The organism is Phycisphaerae bacterium (assembly GCA_012729815.1).
Taxonomy (GTDB): Bacteria; Planctomycetota; Phycisphaerae; order JAAYCJ01; family JAAYCJ01; genus JAAYCJ01.
In genome coordinates, this window is sequence record JAAYCJ010000176.1 from 1 (window position 1) to 19,419 (window position 19,419).

A 19,419-nucleotide genomic window follows, 5' to 3' on the forward strand; every position below is an offset into this window, starting at 1 on the left:
ACGACGCTGACCGCCCTCCACGCGGTGGACAAGGGTTTTCGGGAAGCGATCAAAGCCGAAGCTGAGATCGAAGAAGCCCAGCAGAAGGGCACGGACATCTTCACAAGCCAGACCCTGGCCGTCCTCAAGCAGACTCAGGAGAAGCTTGCGGCCCTGCGGGAGCACTTCGCCGAGCAGAGCAAGCAGGCCGAAGAGGCTCTCAACGCCACCGCCGACATCTCGCAGTGGACGGTGACCCTGGTCTCGATTGTCGCGGTCGTGGCCGGCCTGGCCATCAGCATCTTTCTGGTCCGCTCGATCTCGCTGCCGATCAACCGGGTGATCGCCGGTCTGCGGAGCGGGGCCGAGCAGGTGGCGGCGGCGTCGGGGCAGGTGTCCCAGTCGAGCCAGCAGATGGCTGAAGGCGCCAGCGAGCAGGCATCGAGCCTCGAGGAAACCAGCTCCTCGCTTGAGGAGATGGCCTCGATGACCAAAAAGAACGCCGAGAACGCCAAGCAGGCCAGCGGCATGACCAACGAGGTCGGCTCGGCCGCCGAGAAGGGCGGCGAGGCCATCCGCCGCATGAGCGACGCCATCGCCAGGATCAAGACCTCATCCGACCAGACGGCCAAAATCCTCAAGACGATCGACGAGATCGCGTTCCAGACCAACCTGCTGGCCCTCAACGCCGCGGTCGAAGCCGCGCGGGCCGGCGAGGCGGGCAAGGGCTTTGCCGTGGTCGCTGAGGAGGTGCGAAATCTGGCCCAGCGGTCGGCCGAGGCGGCCAAGAACACCGCCACGCTGATCGAGGAGGCCCAAGGCAACGCCGAACACGGCGTGAGCGTCTCGAGCGAAGTCGAGAACGTGCTTAAGGAGATCATCGAAGGCGTCCATCAGGTCACCACGCTGGTCAATGACGTCTCCTCGGCCTCGGATCAGCAGGCCCAGGGCATCGACCAGATCAACACGGCGGTGGCCCAGATGGACAAAGTCACCCAGTCCAACGCAGCCAACGCCGAGGAGTCGGCCAGCGCCTCCGAGGAACTCTCGGCCCAGGCGGTCGAACTGACCGAACTGGTCGGCGCCCTGGTCCGGCTCGTCGAAGGCGCCGGCGCCGGGTCCGCGCAATCCGGCGACCAAGCCGCCAGGGCCCAGCCGAAGGGCAAGACGCTCGCGGCCACGATGGACAAAAGCAAAACTCCCAAGGCGGCCGCCTGCGGGAAGTCCGTTGACGGTCATGGCGATCTGACGGAGTTCTAGTCTACACTACCCCAGTGTTTACCCCGGAGCAGGGGCGAAGGCGCTACTCCTCCTTCGCCCCTACCCCTTTTTTTACACGTTTACGCGTCCACCGGCCGGTAGTCGGCGGATGCCTCGTTTCGAAAGTTATCGGGCGTTTGAGCATCCCAGCCGATCCGCCGGATGGAAAAACGCCATGCGAGGACTCTTACCTAAAGTGGTCGCCTGTTTTACCGACTATACCAATAGCTCGACACACGTTGGGGCACCCAGCGGCCGTTTGAGCCGCACTTGTCGTGAAAACGAAAGGGCTGAATGATGACCACCGCAGTGAAAGGTCAGGAAAGCCGTTCGATGGACTCTCACACCGTCGCTGCAACGACCCCGGTCCGGGCTGAGGCGGGCAAGTACCTGACCTTCAACCTGGCCAGTGAGGTCTATGGTCTGGAGATCCTCAAAGTCCAGGAAATCATCGGCATCATGCAGGTCACCCGCGTGCCCTGCATGCCCGACTTCGTCCGCGGGGTGATCAATCTGCGCGGCAAGGTCATTCCGGTGGTGGACCTGAGACTCAAGTTCCGCATGTCCGAGCAGCAGGACACCGAAAAGACCTGCATCATCGTTGTCCAGGTCGCCCGGAGCACCGGCCAGATCACCATGGGCATCATCGTGGATGAGGTCTCTGAGGTGATGGACATCACCGGCGACCAGATCGAGCCGGCCCCCTCCTTCGGCACGAACGTCGATACCGAGTTCATCCTCGGCATGGGAAAGGTGGGTCAGCGGGTGGTCATCCTGCTCGACATCGAGAAGGTGCTCTCGAGCACCGAAATCGAACTGGTGGATACGGTGGCCGAGGAGGCTGGGGCCTGAGCGTCCCGCAGCCGAGGCTCAACCACTTCCAGATAGTTTCGAGCTTGCGATTTGTCATAAACAGGCGGCCGGCCTGGGGGGTACGGCCGCCTGTTCCCGTTTTACCCGCCTGGCCGCCACCCCTTGCGGTTGTAAACCCACCCGGCCGGGACTACAATTGTCCGTCACATTCCGGAGATGATCGTGTACCGCGTGTGCAAACATTTCGAGTTCCAAGCCGCCCATGTGCTCGGCAAGCACCCGGGCCGATGCCGCTATCCGCACGGCCATGGCTACCGCGTCGAGGTCGTCCTGGCCGCCGAGCGGTTGGATGACAATGACATGGTCTGCGACTTCGGAGCCATTAAGGCCATCGTCGAGGAGTGCCTGGACGGCTGGGACCATGCCATGATGATCAACTCCGCCGATACGCGCACCGTTGAAACGCAGGCCGAAAACCCCCGAAAGGTCGTTTTCCAGGATCGCGACCCCAGCAGCGAGGTCCTGGCCCGTGAGCTCTTCGAGCACATCGTCCGCCGTCTGGCCCAGCCGACGGTGGAGAACCGGCATGGCGTCCGCTATAAGCTCAATCCTTACGCCCATTTGGAGAAAGTGCGGGTCTGGGAAACCTCCGGCGCCTGGGCGGAATACGAGGCGGACTGACCGGTGAGCACGGCCCTCAGATCCTCGGCACCGCCGCCCGGGCGATTACAGCCCCGTACACCCGGCGCGCCCCGCCGCCTCGCAGGGCACGGGCGGCCTCCCGGATGGTCGCCCCGGTGGTCATCACGTCGTCAACCAGGCACACCACGGCTCCATCCAGCGGCATATGAGATTTAGTTCTAAAAGCTCCACTGATGTTCTCGGCTCGGGACGTCGCACTCAAGTTCACCTGCGGCGCCGTTGCCCGCGTCCGCTCCAACACTCTCAGAACCGGGATGCCCGTTCGCCTGGCCAGATGCTCAACCAGCAGGCGGGTGTGGTCGAAGCCCCTTCGCCAGATCCGGCTCCAGTGGCTGGCCACCGGCACCAGGACATCCACCTCCTCGATCCACAGCCGGTCCGCCAAGTGTCCCGCCAACAGCTCCGCCAGAACCTGGCCGGCATGCAAGTGCTTGTTGTATTTGTAGTTGCGGATGGCCTCGGACAGCAGAGGCTCGTACGTGCCCACCAGGCAGAGCCCGGCCAGCACCCAGGGCTCGTTCTCGCAGCCGGCGCAGCGTTTCTTGCGGGTAATCCTCTGGTGAGGGCCCAACGGACGGCCGCAGGTCGGGCAGTAGGGCCGCTGGCGGGTAATGACCAACTCATTCCAGCAGGGGGGGCACCAGTTGGCCTGCGGGCCGAGCAGCCTCTGGCAGGCCACACAGTGCCGGGGAAATGCCAGAGCGGCCAGATGCTCGCCCAGTCCGGCCAGTCTTTCCCGCAGAACTGCCATCGGCCCACCGCCATCCGGGTTGGTCCCGCCTGGACCTTCAAACCATGGTTGCATAAGCCTACTGCCGCTGGTATTTTACGCACTAATGTATGGACCGCAATGGGAGACCTGAGAAACCACCGGTACCGGCGTGCTCGGAGAGCGTCAGCCGCCGGGCATGCGATGCGGCGCGGACCGGACAGAGAGTGAAACGAAACAAACCATGATTGTTATTCTGCAACGGTACATTTTTCGCGAGTTGTTCCGGGCGTTCCTGCTGACCGTGGTCGCCCTGACCGCGATGCTGGGCTTCGGCGGAGGGGTCAAGGACCTGCTGATGAGCCAGGGAATCACAGCCGACCAGATGGTCAAGCTGCTGATCTACCTGCTGCCGGTCGTGCTGACCTACGCCCTGCCGGTGGCGGCCCTGTTCAGCACGACGATCACCTACGGGCGATTCTCTTCGGACAATGAGATCAACGCCTGCCGGGCCAGCGGCATCAACATCCACAAGCTGCTGATCCCAGCGTTCGTCCTGAGCATCATCGTGACCGTCCTGACCTTCGGGCTCGAGAACTTCGTCATTCCCGATCTGGCCGAGCGGACCGGCCGGCTGGTCAAGGGCAACCTTCAGAGCATGGCTGAGTTCCAGCTCCGTCGGCGCGGGTATCTCGCCCACATGGGTCGCGCCTTGCACGCCGATCGGGTCGACGGATCGGTGCTGCCGAAGCGTCAGCCGGACGGCACCATGTCGCGCGGCCACATTCAGCTTTCCCAGGTGACCTTCCTCGAGCAGCAGGACGACGTGCCTGTCCGTTACGGGACGGCCAGGTCAGCTTTGATCTTCTTCGACTATGACCCGGACGGCCTGCGGATCGACTTCTGCTTCAATAAAGTGCGCATGTTCGACGAAGAGCAGGGGCAAATGGTCCAGTTCGACTTTTACACCCCGGACAAGAGCCTGAGGCCGCCGGACGGTCTGATGGATCAACGGCGGGTCAAGTTCCTCCCGCTGCCGATGCTGCTGGACATCGCCCGCGATCCGATGACCTTCAAGCCGATGACCGAAAGCGTAGCCGCCCTTCGCGGGCAACTGCGTGAGGCGGTGGCGTCCGCGATGCAGATGGACGAATTCCGGCGCGAGGGCGAGATCCGGCTGTTGGACGCCGACCACCGCTACGCAGTGACCGCTGACGAACTGACGCTCCGCCCGGACGGCCAGCTTCTGCTCCAGGGCAACGTGAAGGTAGTGCGGAACGGTCCATCCGGCGTTCAGAGCTTGCTGGCCCGCTCCGGATCAATCCTGGCGGTCGATCGTGGGCCCGGTTCGCCTCCCGCGGCTCAGGTCCGCCTTCGCGACGTGCGAATTCAGGACACCGCCTCAGCCGACCCGAACATGGTGGTGGAGCGGCCGGACATCGAACTGGAGAACCTTCAGACCGCTCCGGAGGCGCTCTCCGAAGCTGAGGAGTATACCGACGATCAGCTTCTCGACCCGGATTTCCCCCTGGACTTCGGCGACATGTACCTGGCCAACGTCCGCGATCAGGCGATCGAAAATCGGGCCCGGTTCTTCAACCAGTCGATGGCTGAGATCAACACCCGCCTGGCCTACAGCTCCAGCGCCCTGGTGCTGCTGATCCTGGGAGCGGGGCTGGGCATCATCTTCCGCGGCGGGCACTTCGTCAGCGCCTTCGGCCTGAGCTTCATTCCCATGCTCGCGGTCGTGGTGATGATCGTGACGGGCAAGCAGATCAGCCGGGCCGGCGACCCGGTGATCGGCTCGATCGCCATCTGGTCGGGCCTGGCTCTGGTGATCGTGGCCGACGTCGTCATTCTGGGCAAGTTTTTGAAGCGTTAGGACCGCATCATGCGATATCCGATCAAGACCATAGACCGCTACCTGATCCGCAGCTTCACCTACAGCTACCTGATCAGCGTGCTGATCATGATGAGCCTCTACGTGCTGCTGGACATGTTCGCCAACATCGACGAATTCGCCGACCCGGACAAGCCGATGCGGCGGATGATCCGGGAGATCCTCAGCTACTACGGCTACCACAGCTTCCTCTACTTCGCCCAGGTGGCGGGCATGATCACGCTGGTGGCCGCCGCCTTTACCCTCGCCCGGCTCTACCGCAGCAACGAGCTGACCGCCATGCTGGCCGGCGGGATCTCGCTCTACCGGGTGGCCCTGCCGATCATCCTGATGGGCCTGGTCTTCAACGCCCTGTGGGTGGTCGATCAGGAGTGTATCATTCCGCGGATCGCGGACAAGCTGGTGCTCGCCCACAGCGAGGCCGGCGGCAAGCGGGCCTTTTCGCTGGGTTTCCTGCGCGACTCCCGCAACGCCCTGCTGACCGCGTCGCGCTACGTGCCGGCGGAAAAGAAGATGGAAGAGATGCTGGTCCTCGAGCGGGACGCCGAGGGCCAACTGGTGGCCAAGATCTCGGCTGAGAGCGCCACCTGGGACGCCGATCGCGGCTGCTGGGCCCTCACGCGGGGCATGGTTCAGGCGCCCTCCAACGTCGAGGAATTCGTGGTCCGCGGCGAAGTCAAGCGCCGGCCGATGGAGTACTACAAGAGCGAGTGGCAGCCGGACGACCTTCTGCTTCGCCAGGCCGCCGGATGGACCTGGTTGATGGGCCTCGGCGAGCTCAACGCCCTGTTGCGCAAGCCTCACCTGGTGCCGGATATCCGCGAGATCGTGGCCGCCCGGCACGTGCGATTCACCCAGCCGGTGGTCAACATTCTGATCCTGCTGCTGGGAATCCCGTTCTTCCTGAATCGCGAGCCGCACAACGTGCTGTTGTCGGTGGGATGGTGCCTGGCCCTGGCGATCCTGTGCTTCATGCTGGCCTTCGTCAGCCAGAACGTGGCGTCGACCTCGGCCTATCCGGCCCTGGCCGCGTGGATGCCGATCCTCGTGTTCGGGCCGGTGGCCACGTACCTGATCACGAGCATCAAGACCTGACGCCGGATCGACGGGACCGACGTCGGAAAATCAGTGGGGTACAAACCGGGAACGGACCGATGTCGATTTTCACCGTGCCCATGACCATCCGCTACACCCAGCGCCTGGGACAGATCGTCTCGGCCATGGCCCGCCACGGATTCGGCACGTGGGTTTCCCAGTTGCGCCTTCGCCGGCATGTCCCCTGGTCCGGCCGATGGCTCGGGCGCCGTGAGGTCCCGGATGAACAGGTCGCCAAGGCCAGCGTGGGCAAGCGGCTTGTCGCCTTCTGCGAGGAACTCGGTCCGACCTTCGTGAAACTCGGACAACTGCTCAGTTCGCGGCCGGACCTGATCCCGTCCGACTGGATGGACGACCTGCGCACGCTTCAGGACCGCGTCATCGCCTTTCCCACGCCTCAGGCCCACCGCATCATCGAAGCCGACCTGGGCAACCCGGTCGCCAAGCTTTTCGCCGAGTTCGACCCGGTCCCGCTGGCCAGCGGGTCGATCGCCCAGACCTACCGGGCCAGAACCTTCGACGGCTGCGACGTCGTGGTCAAGGTCCGCCGTCCCGGAATCGACCAACTCGTCCGGCTTGACATGCACATTCTGACCCGCCTCGCCGAGAGCATGGAGAAGTACATTCCGGAAGTGCGGCTTTATCAGCCGACCTCCGTGATCGACGAGTTCTCGCAGACCATCGCCCGCGAAATGGACCTGCTCAACGAGGCGACCGTCACCGAACGAATCCACCGTTTCTTCGCCAATCACTCCAACGTAGTCACGCCCGCTGTCCGATGGGACTTGACCTCCAACCGCGTGCTGACCATGACGTACCTCAAGGGCCGAAGCTTCAACGAGGCCCTCTCCGACCCGGACCTGCCCATTCAGCGCCGGGCACTCGCCCGCACCCTGGTCGACGCGTTCATGCAGCAGTACCTTGAACTGAACGTCTTCAACGCCGACCCGCATCCGGGCAATCTGATCGTGATTCCCCCAGCCACCATCGGCATCATTGACTTCGGCATGGCCGGCCAGCTCGACTCCAAACGCTGCGCCTATTTCATCGTCCTGATGACCGCTGCGACCTACCGACAAATGGACCTGGTGATGGACCTGCTGGCCACCATGAACGCCCTGACGACGGCGACGGACGTCGAACTGCTCAAACGCGATCTGGGCGCCCTGCTCGATAAGTACCAGGCCCTGCCGTTGCGCTACATGAACTTTCAGATCGTCTTTAACGAGATGAGCGCCCTGGCCCGCAAACACCACGTGAGCCTGCCGCGGGACTTCGTGATGATGGGCAAGAGCCTGGTCAACGTCGGCGGCGCGGCGCTGCAGCTCGATCGCGACATGAACCCCAACGAGGTGATCCGCCCGCGCGTTCGCCAGGCCCTGCTCAAACTCTTCGGCCGCGACAACCTCGGCCGCGAAGCCCTGCTGGGAGTCTGGCACGGGGCCATGCTGGTCAAGGATTTGCCCGGCATGGTCCGCGAACTCTCGCGCAAACTCCTGCGGGGCGAACTCAAGGTGGTCATGGGCCACGAAGGGCTCTACGAGCTGACCCGCGAACTGGACCGTTCGAGCAACCGGATCTCCTTCGCCATGGTCGTCGCGGGCATCATCGTCGGCTCCAGCCTGATCGTCCATGCCCGAGTCGGACCCACCTGGTTCGGCGGCATGCCCATCCTCGGCCTGACCGGCTACCTGGTCGCCGCGGTCATGGGCCTCTACCTGCTGATCGCGATCATCCGCAGCGGCAAGCTCTCGTAATCCAACCGTCGTTACGCTACAATAACCCGGCGGCCGTACCGCCGTCGCGTGGAGCAATGCGATGATCCTACTGATCGACAATTACGACTCGTTCACCTACAACCTCGTCCAGCGGATCGGCGAGATCGACCCCTCCGTAGAGACCCGCGTCTTCCGTAACGACCAGGTCACCATCGAGGAAATTCGACAACTCGCCCCTCAGCGGATCATCATCTCGCCCGGCCCCTGCACGCCCCTGGAGGCTGGGATCAGCAACGAGGTCATCCGCCAGTTCGCCGGGCAGGTGCCGCTTTTCGGGGTGTGCCTGGGCCACCAGTGCATCGGGCACGTCTTCGGCGGCAAGGTCGTCCGCGCCGGCCGACTCATGCACGGCAAGACCAGCCAGGTCGAACACGACGGCAGGGGGGTCTTTGCCCAGGTGGAAAACCCGTTTACCGCCACCCGCTACCACAGCCTGATGGTCGAGGAGGCGTCGCTGCCCGAGTGCCTGGAAATCACCGCCCGCACCACCGACCAAGGCGAACTGATGGGTCTGCGCCACCGGCAGCACAAGATCGAAGGGGTTCAGTTCCATCCCGAGAGCTTTCTCACCGACGCCGGTTATAAAATCATTGAGAACTTTCTTAAGCTGTAATTGATTTCAATCAAGTATTGAAAGAGGGTTTCCTTTACTCCCGTATCGCGATACGATTTCAGGAAACCTTAAAAGGAGCGAACGATGGGAAATAAGGAATTGAAAGACAAGGTTCAGGAAGTGATCGACGGCGTTCGCCCCGCGCTGCAGGCGGATGGGGGCGATGTGGAATTGGTGAACGTGGAAGACGACGGTACGGTCAATGTCCGCCTTCAGGGGGCGTGCGGATGCTGCCCGATGGCCCAGATGACCCTGAAAATGGGGATCGAGCGGCGGCTGAAGGAAAAGGTGCCGCAGGTCAAGGAAGTCGTCGCGGTTCAATAGTGATATGCGTGGATGGGCGGCAGGCCGGTTGGTTTGCCGCTCCGTCGCCTATCATCATCTGCTTAGAGCCCAAAGACACGGTCCGGCGGAATGACCCGCCGGACCGTATTCCTATCTGGGCATGCCCCAATTATGGGGCGGCCTCGGCCGTTGTTGTGGCCGCGTCCTGGGCTGCGGATGAGTCCCCGTCATCGTTGTAGCTGAGCAGCAGCAGGATGCTTCCTTTGGCCGAGGTCCGCCCGTTGTGCTCGCTGCGCCAGGCGTCAAAGAGCGGGAAGATGTAGTTGTGGTCGTCAAATTCGACCATCGCGCCGTCCCCGTCGTACCGTCGGTGATGGTCCCAGCCGATCAGCAGGAGTACGTTCCCCCTCTCGTTGACCCAGCCGCTTCCGTCCGGCTCGGGCTGTCCGGACTTCTGAGCCACAAGCAACGGCCAGATGCCCACATACTGTTCCATCTGCTGAACCGAGGAAACACGTGTTTCCCCGCAGCCCGCCGCTGCAACGCCGATGCCCGCGACGACCAGACAGGACAACACTCTTCCGCCGCTCTTCATAATTTTTCTCCTCGTAACGCCACTTGACGCCTTCTGTATGAGAAACCGGAATGGGAGTAGTCTCCATTCAGTTTTTTCTGCGTCCATTTCGCATCGGCTGGCTTCCGTACCGGACAGTTGCTCCTGGCACGGGACACTTATCGTGCCCTGGTTCCAATCGCCGTAAAGCTATAATCCATCAGGGGCCGATAATTGAGAAAATGTCATGGCCAAAGATAGGCAGGACGACAACCTCGACGTGGAACTCGGCCACGGGGACCGGATCGGCGGGAAGTACCTCAAGCACTCCGGCGTGGGCTTCGAGTTTGCCGGGGCGGTGGCCTTTTTCACCGTGATCGGCTACTTTCTGGGCCGCCACTGGGGCAATGTCGCCGTCGGGGTGCTCGTCGGGGCGTTGGTCGGGATTGCCGTCGGGATGTATCTAATTGTAAAAGCGGCACTTATAATGAACAGGGAAGAGGGCGAGAGTCGCCGGAAGTAGCCATTCGTTTTCCGGGGTGGGGCGGAAATAGTTGACATTGTCCGGCATATGTTTAACATCTATCTCTTTTGACCGGGCGCGCGGAGCCCCGGGCCGTTGGACAAGGATGTCACATGCCACAGGCCGGTGAACAAGGTGAACGAGGCGGGCTACAGGCAGCCGCCATCGATCGCCGCAGTGCGGTGGCGCTGGTAGCCGTGCCGTTGGTGGCGATCCTGGTGGCGGCAGGGGCGGCCATGGTTATCGGACGTAGCGCCTCGTGGTTCGGGCCGCTGATCGCAGCCCTTCTGGTGGGCATGGGTGGTTCAGCGGCCGGTTCGCTGATCGTGGTTTTGACGGGGACCTACCGGCCGGACTACCTGCCGCAGGGGTGGCTGGGCGGCATGGCGGCACGATTGTTCGCCACCCTCATCGGCGTCCTGGCGGTCGGCATCGCCCTCGACGGCAGCGCCGTGTTCCTGATTTCCGCCGTGGCCTTCTACCTGATCGGTCTGGCCGCGGAGACGATTTTGGCGGTTCGAACGGTTCGGCAGTGCAGTTTTTCAGGATAGTCTGATGTTGGGTCTACTCGTCGCAGCCAGTCCGCTGGAGCACGTGGTCAGCCACGACCTTTTCCACGTCGGCCCGATCGTGGTCAACAACCACATGCTCATGTCGGCGGTGGCCGCGCTGCTGATGCTGATCGTGTTCGTGCCGATGACCCGCTACCGGTCGCTGGTGCCGTCGGGCGTGCGGAATTTCTTCGAGTCGATCTGCGTCTACTTCCGCGACGAGGTCGCCCGCCCGATTCTCCACGACGAGACCGACCGGTTCATCGGCGTCATCTGGACCACGTTCTTCTTCATTCTCTTCGCCAATCTGCTGGGCATCATCCCCATCGCGGCGATTGTCTATCTGGTCAGCAGGGGCGAACTGCACGAGTGGGGCGGGACGGCCACCGGCAACATTTATGTCACCGGGGCGTTGGCCGGCTTCATGTTCGTCTTCATCCATCTTTCGGGCATTGCCCAGAACGTTCGGCATCAGCGTCATGCGGGCCGCTCGCCGATTACGGCCGGCCTTTTCGGCGTGGCGGTCTACCTGTACAAGATGGTTCCTCATATCGAGGGCGCGCTGGGCATTATCCTATTCCTGCCGCTTCTGGGACTGGAGTTTCTGGGAGCGGTGGTCAAGAGCGTGGCCCTGGCTATTCGGTTGTTCGCCAACATGATCGCCGGGCACATCCTGCTGGCCGTCCTGTTGTTCTTCATCACCTTCGCCCAGGGCTACCTGAGCGGGTTTGCCCTGGCGAGCGTGAGCGTTGTGGGCAGCGTGGCGATCACGCTGCTGGAGTTGTTCGTGGCGTTTCTCCAGGCGTACATCTTTACGTTCCTGGCGACGATCTTCATTGGCATGGCCGTGCATCAGGATCACTAGTGCCGGCCGCGGAACGGAGTCCGACTTTCGGTTGTGCTCAACTTTTTTGGAGGTTTCTCGATGTCGAGCAGGTTTCTCTCGATGGTGGCGTTGACGATGATCGTGCTGGGAATGACCTCGATGGCCATGGCCCAGACGGAGCACCAGGCGGCGGAAAAGGCGGTCGTCGCGGGTCCCGAGTCTCTGTTGTTCGACAGCGCCGGGGCCGCCCACTTCGCCGGACCCATCGGGGCCGGACTGGTTCTGATCGGCGGCGGCTTGGGCATCGGGCGGATCGCCGCTTCGGCGTGCGAGAGCATCGCCCGTCAGCCGGAGGCCGGCGGCCGGATCTTCACCTCCATGATCATCACCGCGGCGATGATCGAAGGCGCCACCCTGTTCGGCGTCGTCGTCTGCCTGCTGGCGATCTTCGTCTAGCGCGTGGCAACCGCCGTCCGGACGGATAGAATGGTAGATTTGAGGAGTTCGGCAATGGGCCGAAGCACGTGGATGCGCATTGGAACGGCCTGCCTGATCCAGGCGGGGGCTGCGCTGGCCGCCGAGACCGAGGGCGAAACGCCCTCGCTGTTCTCGGGCGGGTACGGCACCGCCATCTGGCAGTTGGTGGTCTTCGTGGTCCTGATCGTCGTGCTGGGCAAGTTCGCCTGGCCCAACCTGCTCGACGCCCTGCGCAAGCGGGAGGATCGGATTCGCGGCGAACTCGACGAGGCCAGCCGCCAGCGGAAGGAGGCCCAGGACCTGCTCTCGCAGTACGAGAGCAAGCTGGCCGCCGCCCAGGTCGAAGCCGAGAAGATTCTCAAATCCACCTCGGGCGAGGCTGAGCGGATCAAGACCGAGATGCTCCACGAGGCCCAGAAGCAGGCCCAGGAGACCCTGATGAAGGTCACCGGGCAGGTCGAACTGGCCAAGCGCGAAGCCCTGCGGGAGATCTACGGCAAGAGCGCGGACCTGGCGGCGGATCTGGCCGCCCGCATCCTCGGTCGCGAGGTCAACGCCGAGGACCATCGCGTTTTGATCCATGAGTCGCTGGAGACGCTGGACGAACTGGAGCCCAAGTCGTAGCAGGAAACCATGGCCGCTGAAGACCGTTACGAACGTCGTCGGATCGCTGCGAGTTACGCCTCGGCCCTTTTCGAGCTGGCCCAGGCGGGCGACGCGGTCGATCGCATCGCCGAGCAGCTTGCCGGTTTGCGCAGCGTGCTCGAGGCGCACCCGGAACTGGTGACGCTCTTTGAGTCCCCGGTGGTCGGTTTCGAGGATCGCCGTCGGCTGGTCGAGCGGATCGGGTCCGGCTGCGATGAGATGCTGGCCGGCACGTTGGCGGTGATGAACCGTCGGGGCCGGCTGGGCATGCTGCCCGAGATGATCGCGGCGTTCCGGGACCAGTTGGACCGCCTCCGCGGTCGGGTTCGGACGCGGCTGACCACGGCGACGGACGTCGACGAGACCACGATGGCGGATATCCGCAAAGCCCTCGGCAAGTACCTGAAGCGCGAGCCGGTGATCACGCACCGGGTCGATCCGGCGATCATGGGCGGTTTCGTGGCCCGGGCGGGCGACACCCTGATCGACGCGTCGGTGCGGACGCAACTGGCCATGATGAAAGAACGTTTAACCCAACGAGGCGAAGATGAAGTTCAAAGCGGACGAGATCACGTCGGTCATTAAGCGGGAAATCGAGAACTTCCGGACCGAGCTGGATCTGGCCAATGTCGGGCAGGTGCTGGAGGTCAGTGACGGGATCGCCCGGGTCTACGGCCTGACCTCGGCCATGGCCGGCGAGATGGTCCAGTTCGAAAGCGGCGTCTACGGCCAGGTATTCAACCTCGAGGAAGGCAGCGTGGGCATCGTCGTGCTCGGCGACTACCTGACCATCGAGGAGGGCCACAGCGTCCGATGCACCGGGCAGTTGCTTTCGGTGCCGGTCGGACCGGAGCTGATCGGCCGCGTGGTCAACCCGCTCGGCCAGCCGATGGACGACGGCGGGCCCATCGTCACCACCCGCCGCCGTCCGGTCGAGACGCCGGCGCCCGGCATTGCCGAACGCCAGCCGGTCACCGAACCGCTCCAGACGGGCCTCAAGGCCATTGACTCGATGACCCCCATCGGCCGCGGCCAGCGCGAGTTGATCATCGGCGACCGCAAGACCGGCAAGACCGCCATCGCCCTCGACACGATTATCAACCAGAAGGGCCAGGGCGTGATCTGCGTCTACGTCGCGGTCGGCCAGAAGGAGTCGACGATCGCGAGCGTGGTCGATACGCTCAAGCGGGCCGGCGCGATGGACTACACCATCGTCGTGGCCGCTTCGGCCGCCGATCCGGCCCCGCTCCAGTACGTCGCCCCGTACGCCGGCTGCGCCATGGCTGAACACTTCATGTACGAGGAAGGCCAGGCCACGCTGTGCATCTACGACGACCTCTCGAAGCAGGCCCAGGCCTACCGCCAGTTGAGCCTCCTGCTTCGCCGGCCTCCCGGCCGCGAGGCCTATCCGGGCGACATCTTCTATCTGCACAGCCGCCTGCTCGAACGCTCGGCCAAACTCGCCGAACGCCGCGTCATCGTCGAGATGACCTCGCCGCCGGACACCCGCGAGGGCGTCAACGGCAAGGTCTACGTCGGCGTGCCCGGCATCCACGAGGCCAAGACCGACCTGGGGCGGATGGACAACCGCGACCGCCTTGAGGTGCGGGTCGTGCCCGGCAGCGGCGGCTCGCTGACCGCGCTGCCGATCATCGAAACCCTCGAGGGCGAGGTCTCGGCCTACGTGCCCACCAATGTCATCAGTATCACCGACGGGCAGATATACCTGGTCTCCGACCTGTTCTTCGCGGGCGTCCGGCCGGCGGTCGAGGTGGGCATCAGCGTCTCCCGCGTCGGCGGCAAGGCCCAGAACAAGGCCATGAAAAAGGTCGCTGGTTCGCTGCGGCTCGACCTGGCCGCCTATCGCGAGCTCGAGGCGTTCGCCCAGTTGGGCACCGAACTTGACGCCGCCACCCAGGCCCAGCTCGACCGCGGGGCCCGCATGGTCGAGATCCTCAAGCAGCCGCAGTACGTGCCCATGTCCGTCACCGACCAGGTGTTGATCATCTACGCCGGGGTCAAGGGCTTCCTGGACGACGTCCCGATTCCGCGGGTCCACGAGTTCGAAAGCAGGTTCCTCAAGTTCATGCGGGACCAGACGACCGACATCTATAACGAACTGCAGTCCAGGGGCGAGCTGACCGACGACCTGGAGGAGGGCATCCGCCAGGCGATCAAGACGTTCAAGGAGACCTTCAAGCGGTCGTAGCCCCGCTGCGGCGGGCGCGGCGAATCCGCGGCGAGCACACCGATGGCCAAGACGCGAGCGATACTTCGGCGACGACGGGCGGTGCAGAACATCCGCAAGATCACGCGGACCATGCAACTGATCGCGACCGCCCGCTTCCAGCGGTCCTTCAGCCGGGCCACGCGGTTTCGCCCGTACAGCGAGCAGATCGCCCGGATGGTGGCCAACGTCTCAGCCTACGCCCAGGTCGATCACCCGCTGCTCCGCAAGGTCGAACAGCCCCAGCGGATCGCCCTGCTGATCATCAGCGCCAACCGCGGCCTGTGCGGCGGATACAACAGCCAGGTCATCAACACCTCGCTCGGCTTCTACCACGAGCGGCGGCATCTGGGGCTCGACGTCGACCTGTCGGTGGTCGGCAAGAAGGGCAACGCCTACATGCGCTACACCGGCGTCCAGGTCGTCCATCGCCATCTGCTCGGCGACAACCCCACCTACGCCCAGGTCGAACAGATTGCCGACGGCTACCGCCGCGACTTTGTCAGCGGCAAGGTGGACGCGGTCTATGTCGGCTACATGCGGTTCCACTCGGCGTCCCGGCAGAACCCGGAAGTGATCCAACTGCTGCCCGCGACGCCCGCCGCCCCGGCCGCCAACCAGACCTCCCAGGTCGTCTGGCAACACGAGTACGAATTCACGCCGCCCGCCGAACAGCTTCTGGCCGAACTGCTGCCGGAGGCGGTCAGCGTGCGGCTCTACCAGTGCTTCATGGACGCGGTGGTCTCCGAGCACGTGGCCCGGATGATTTCGATGAAGGCGGCCACCGACAACGCGACCGAGATGATCAAGAGCCTCACCCGCGACGCCAACCGGGCCCGGCAGTCGCAGATCACCGGCGAACTGACCGAACTGATGGGCGGGGCCGAGGCGATGTAGCGGCCGCCGTCCGCGGTCGGGCCGCTCGGAAAAGTGGCATAGCAAGGAGATAGATCCATGGCGAATATGGGCAAGGTCGTTCAGATCATCGGTTCGACGCTGGACGCCGAGTTTGACGAAGACCAGGTGCCGGCCCTCCTGAACGCCCTGAAGATCGAGGCGGACAGCCCGGTCGGCAGGATCAACCTGACCTGCGAGGTCGAGCAGCAGCTCGGCGCCGGCCGCGTTCGCGCGGTCTCGCTCGGGTCCACCGACGGCATCGTCCGCGGCATGGAGATCATGGACACCGGCGCGCCGGTCAAGGTGCCGGTGGGCAACGAGACCCTTGGGCGGGTGTTCAATCTGCTGGGCGAGACGGTGGACATGCGAGGCCCCATCCAGGCGGCCCAGTCGCGGGCCATCCACCAGGACCCTCCGGAGTTCGCCGACCTGGAGCCCAAGACCGAAACCTTCGAGACGGGCATCAAGGTCATCGACCTGCTCGCCCCGTTCGTTCGCGGCGGAAAGGTCGGCCTGTTCGGCGGCGCCGGACTCGGCAAGACCGTCGTCATCCAGGAACTGATCGCCCGGATTGCCACCAAACACGGCGGTTACTCCGTTTTCGCCGGCGTCGGCGAACGCACCCGGGAAGGCAACGACCTGTGGCTCGAAATGCAGGAGACCAAGATCGGCGACACCGGCAAGTCGGTCATCGACAACACGACGATGGTCTTCGGCCAGATGAACGAGCCGCCGGGCGCCCGTCTGCGGGCGGCCCTCTCGGCCCTCACGATGGCTGAGTACTTCCGCGACGAGAGCGGGGCCGAAACGCTGTTGTTCGTCGACAACATTTTCCGTTTCGTCCAGGCCGGCTCCGAGGTCTCAGCCCTTCTGGGCCGGATGCCGTCGGCTGTCGGTTATCAGCCGACCCTCGGCACCGAGATGGGCGCCCTCCAGGAGCGGATCACCTCGACCCGCTACGGGGCCATCACCTCGGTCCAGGCGGTCTACGTGCCCGCCGACGACCTGACCGACCCGGCTCCGGCCACCACGTTCACCCACCTCGACGCCTTCATCGTGCTGGATCGCGGCATCGCGGGCAAGGGCATCTATCCCGCCGTCGATCCGCTGGGCAGTTCCTCGCGCATCCTCGATCCGCAGTACGTCGGCGAGGAGCATTACGCGGTCGCCCGCAAGGTCCAGCAGATCCTCCAGCGCTACCGTGAACTCCAGGACATCATCGCGATCCTCGGCGTCGACGAACTCAGCGAAGAGGACAAGCTGGTGGTCTCGCGGGCCCGCAAGATCGAACGCTTCTTCTCGCAGCCGTTCATTGTGGCCGAGGCGTTCACCGGGCTGCCGGGCAAGTACACGCCGCTGGCCGACACGATCCGCAGCTTCAAGGAGATCACCGAAGGCAAGTGGGACCACCTGCCCGAGCGGGCCTTCATGTACGTCGGGTCGATCGAAGAGGCCGAGGAAAAAGCCAAGTCCTTTGAGAGCGAGGGCCGCTAGTCATGCCGGACGGCGTCGTCGGACAGCTCCGCTGCACGGTCGTTACTCCGGAGGGCAAATTGGCCGACCATGAGGCCGATTTCGTCGTCCTGACCGCCCACGACGGGCAGTTCGGCATTCTGCCCGAGCGGGCTCCGCTGCTGTGCAAACTCGGGCCGGGGCTCCTGCGGATCGATCGCAAGGGCGCCAGCCACCACTACTATGTCCGCGGCGGGTTCGCCGAGGTCTTCGACAATGACGTGACGGTGGTGACCACCACCGCCGTCGCCGCCGAAAGCATCAATCCTCGGGACCTCCATCAGGAGATCGGCGAGGCCCAGGCCATGCCCGTCGAGACTTCCGATCAGCGTGAGGCCCGCGAAGCCGCCCTGGCCGCCGCCCACGCCAAGGAATCGGTCTACCACCTGCACCTCCGCAAGCACGCCTGACCGGCGAGAACCGCCGCCGGTCGAAAGTCTCAATCGGCTATTTGATCTTGGCCGCCGAGGCTGTACTATTATCCGGTATTCCATAGTGACAGTTCGTAAACGCAATTGAGGTTGTCGATGAGCGCACAAGAGCAGACCGCCATTACCCCGACCCGGACCGAGGATTACCCCGAATGGTACCAGCAGGTGATCCGTGCCGCCGACCTGGCCGAACCGTCGCCGGTCCGCGGCTGCATGGTCATCAAGCCGTGGGGCTACGGTATCTGGGAGAACATCCAGCAGACGCTGGACGCCATGTTCAAGGCCACCGGCCACCAGAACGCCTATTTTCCCCTGTTCATCCCGATCAGCTTCCTCCAGAAGGAGGCTCAGCACGTCGAGGGCTTCGCCAAGGAGTGCGCGGTGGTCACGCACCATCGCCTGGCCGCCAACGACGAGGGCAAGCTCGTGCCCGTCGGCGAGCTGGAAGAGCCGCTGATCGTCCGGCCGACCTCCGAGACCATCATCGGAGCCATGTTCGCCAAGTGGGTCCAGTCGTACCGCGACCTGCCGCTTCTGATTAACCAGTGGGCCAACGTCGTCCGCTGGGAGATGCGCACCCGCATGTTCCTGCGGACCACCGAATTCCTCTGGCAGGAGGGCCACACCGCCCACGCCACCCGGCAGGAGGCAACCGAGGAGACCCGGCGTATGCTCGAAGTCTACGCCGACTTCGCCCGCAACGCCATGGCCATGCCCGTGATCCAGGGCGAGAAGACCGAGGGCGAGCGCTTTCCCGGGGCCGTCTCGACCTACTCGATCGAGGCGATGATGCAGGATCGCAAGGCCCTGCAGGCTGGCACCTCGCACTTCCTCGGCCAGAATTTCTCGCACGCCTCGGAGATCAAGTTCCTCGACGACCAGGGCCAGGAGGTCTACGCCTGGACCACCTCGTGGGGCGTTTCGACCCGGCTGGTGGGGGGGCTGATTATGACGCACAGCGACGACGACGGCCTCGTTCTGCCGCCGCGCCTCGCCCCCGCCCACGTGGTGATCCTGCCGGTGATCCACAAGGAGGAGACGCGAAGCCAGGTGATGGAATACTGCGACCGACTCGCCCGCGAGCTTCGCGACCTGAGCTACCACGGCCGGCCCGTGCGGGTCGAACTTGACGCCCGCGACAAGCGCGGCGGCGAGAAGAGCTGGGAGTGGGTCAAGAAGGGCGTGCCGATCCGTCTCGAAGTCGGGCCGCGCGACATCGCCTCCGACTCGGTTTTCGTCGGCCGCCGCGACCTGCCCATCAAGCAGCGAACCGGCCAGCCGCGCGCCGAGTTCGTCGGCTCACTGGTCAAGGTCCTCGACGAGATGCAGGAGACGCTCTATCAGCGGGCCAAGACCTTCCGCGACGAGAACACGGTCAAGATCGACGACCGCGATGAGTTCTACAGGTTCTTCACGCCCGCCAACGCCGAAAAGCCCGAGATTCACGGCGGCTTCGCTCTCGCCCATTGGTGCGGCGATCCAGCCGTCGAGGACCAGGTGGCCCGCGACCTTCAGGTCACGATCCGCTGCATTCCGCTCGACGGCCAGGACGAACCGGGCACGTGCATCTTCACCGGCCGGCCCAGCGCCCGCCGCGTGGTCTTTGCCAAGGCGTATTGAGGTTCGCCGCTGCCACTTGCGGG

General features: G+C 64.1%; 21 protein-coding genes. 19 read left to right on the forward strand and 2 right to left on the reverse strand.

Going from position 1 to position 19,419, the window contains the following annotated elements:
* The 3 genes from GXY33_11810 to GXY33_11820 all read left to right on the forward strand — a co-directional run.
* The coding region (locus GXY33_11810) for a methyl-accepting chemotaxis protein (protein NLX05816.1) at window positions 1-1,239 on the forward strand (1,239 nt) is incomplete at its 5' end.
* Window positions 1,240-1,572: 333 nt separating this feature from the next.
* Window positions 1,573-2,091: a purine-binding chemotaxis protein CheW gene (locus GXY33_11815; GenBank protein ID NLX05817.1), complete on the forward strand. Its 519-nt coding sequence runs from the start codon at window positions 1,573-1,575 to the stop codon at window positions 2,089-2,091.
* 177 nt (window positions 2,092-2,268) lie between these two features.
* Window positions 2,269-2,733: a 6-carboxytetrahydropterin synthase gene (locus GXY33_11820; protein NLX05818.1), complete on the forward strand. Its 465-nt coding sequence runs from the start codon at window positions 2,269-2,271 to the stop codon at window positions 2,731-2,733.
* 16 nt (window positions 2,734-2,749) lie between these two features.
* Here GXY33_11820 and GXY33_11825 read toward each other — a convergent pair whose 3' ends face one another.
* Window positions 2,750-3,505 carry a ComF family protein gene (locus tag GXY33_11825; protein NLX05819.1) on the reverse strand — a complete coding sequence of 252 codons (756 nt, stop codon included), beginning with the start codon at window positions 3,503-3,505 and terminating at the stop codon, window positions 2,750-2,752.
* Between the two features lie 202 nt (window positions 3,506-3,707).
* On the opposite strand from GXY33_11825, the gene GXY33_11830 reads away from it, so the two are divergent.
* From GXY33_11830 to GXY33_11850, 5 genes are all read left to right on the forward strand, one after another.
* On the forward strand, window positions 3,708-5,345 hold the full coding sequence (locus GXY33_11830) for an LptF/LptG family permease (GenBank protein NLX05820.1): 1,638 nt from the start codon (window positions 3,708-3,710) through the stop codon (window positions 5,343-5,345).
* A gap of 9 nt (window positions 5,346-5,354) precedes the next feature.
* Window positions 5,355-6,458 carry a YjgP/YjgQ family permease gene (locus GXY33_11835; protein NLX05821.1) on the forward strand — a complete coding sequence of 368 codons (1,104 nt, stop codon included), beginning with the start codon at window positions 5,355-5,357 and terminating at the stop codon, window positions 6,456-6,458.
* A gap of 59 nt (window positions 6,459-6,517) precedes the next feature.
* Window positions 6,518-8,215, forward strand: coding sequence for an AarF/ABC1/UbiB kinase family protein (locus tag GXY33_11840; GenBank protein ID NLX05822.1), 1,698 nt, complete (start codon window positions 6,518-6,520; stop codon window positions 8,213-8,215).
* Between the two features lie 61 nt (window positions 8,216-8,276).
* Window positions 8,277-8,849, forward strand: coding sequence for an aminodeoxychorismate/anthranilate synthase component II (locus GXY33_11845; GenBank protein NLX05823.1), 573 nt, complete (start codon window positions 8,277-8,279; stop codon window positions 8,847-8,849).
* Between the two features lie 99 nt (window positions 8,850-8,948).
* The gene (locus GXY33_11850) at window positions 8,949-9,173 is read left to right on the forward strand and encodes a NifU family protein (GenBank protein NLX05824.1); all 225 of its coding nucleotides are present in this window, start codon (window positions 8,949-8,951) and stop codon (window positions 9,171-9,173) included.
* Between the two features lie 130 nt (window positions 9,174-9,303).
* Here GXY33_11850 and GXY33_11855 read toward each other — a convergent pair whose 3' ends face one another.
* A complete protein-coding gene (locus GXY33_11855) occupies window positions 9,304-9,729 on the reverse strand; it encodes a hypothetical protein (protein ID NLX05825.1) in 426 nt (141 codons plus the stop codon).
* A 205-nt stretch (window positions 9,730-9,934) separates the two neighbouring features.
* Here GXY33_11855 and GXY33_11860 point away from each other — a divergent pair, with 205 nt between their 5' ends.
* From GXY33_11860 to GXY33_11910, 11 genes are all read left to right on the forward strand, one after another.
* A complete protein-coding gene (locus GXY33_11860) occupies window positions 9,935-10,210 on the forward strand; it encodes an AtpZ/AtpI family protein (GenBank protein NLX05826.1) in 276 nt (91 codons plus the stop codon).
* Between the two features lie 113 nt (window positions 10,211-10,323).
* Complete coding sequence (locus GXY33_11865) at window positions 10,324-10,761, forward strand: hypothetical protein (GenBank protein NLX05827.1); 438 nt, start codon at window positions 10,324-10,326, stop codon at window positions 10,759-10,761.
* A 4-nt stretch (window positions 10,762-10,765) separates the two neighbouring features.
* Window positions 10,766-11,626, forward strand: a complete 861-nt coding sequence (locus GXY33_11870; GenBank protein ID NLX05828.1) for a F0F1 ATP synthase subunit A — start codon at window positions 10,766-10,768, stop codon at window positions 11,624-11,626.
* A 126-nt stretch (window positions 11,627-11,752) separates the two neighbouring features.
* Window positions 11,753-12,043 (forward strand): ATP synthase F0 subunit C, encoded by a 291-nt coding sequence (gene atpE / locus GXY33_11875; GenBank protein ID NLX05829.1) that lies wholly within the window; start codon window positions 11,753-11,755, stop codon window positions 12,041-12,043.
* Window positions 12,044-12,097: 54 nt separating this feature from the next.
* The gene (atpF, locus tag GXY33_11880; GenBank protein ID NLX05830.1) at window positions 12,098-12,688 is read left to right on the forward strand and encodes a F0F1 ATP synthase subunit B; all 591 of its coding nucleotides are present in this window, start codon (window positions 12,098-12,100) and stop codon (window positions 12,686-12,688) included.
* A 9-nt stretch (window positions 12,689-12,697) separates the two neighbouring features.
* Window positions 12,698-13,294, forward strand: coding sequence for an ATP synthase F1 subunit delta (gene atpH / locus GXY33_11885; GenBank protein NLX05831.1), 597 nt, complete (start codon window positions 12,698-12,700; stop codon window positions 13,292-13,294).
* Window positions 13,257-14,918 carry a F0F1 ATP synthase subunit alpha gene (locus tag GXY33_11890; protein NLX05832.1) on the forward strand — a complete coding sequence of 554 codons (1,662 nt, stop codon included), beginning with the start codon at window positions 13,257-13,259 and terminating at the stop codon, window positions 14,916-14,918. Before atpH ends, GXY33_11890 begins: the two co-directional genes overlap by 38 nt.
* A gap of 42 nt (window positions 14,919-14,960) precedes the next feature.
* A complete protein-coding gene (gene atpG, locus GXY33_11895; GenBank protein ID NLX05833.1) occupies window positions 14,961-15,833 on the forward strand; it encodes an ATP synthase F1 subunit gamma in 873 nt (290 codons plus the stop codon).
* Window positions 15,834-15,890: 57 nt separating this feature from the next.
* Window positions 15,891-17,327, forward strand: coding sequence for a F0F1 ATP synthase subunit beta (atpD, locus tag GXY33_11900; GenBank protein ID NLX05834.1), 1,437 nt, complete (start codon window positions 15,891-15,893; stop codon window positions 17,325-17,327).
* A 2-nt stretch (window positions 17,328-17,329) separates the two neighbouring features.
* The gene (gene atpC, locus GXY33_11905; protein NLX05835.1) at window positions 17,330-17,755 is read left to right on the forward strand and encodes an ATP synthase F1 subunit epsilon; all 426 of its coding nucleotides are present in this window, start codon (window positions 17,330-17,332) and stop codon (window positions 17,753-17,755) included.
* A gap of 117 nt (window positions 17,756-17,872) precedes the next feature.
* Complete coding sequence (locus GXY33_11910; GenBank protein ID NLX05836.1) at window positions 17,873-19,396, forward strand: proline--tRNA ligase; 1,524 nt, start codon at window positions 17,873-17,875, stop codon at window positions 19,394-19,396.
* Window positions 19,397-19,419: the final 23 nt, after the last annotated feature.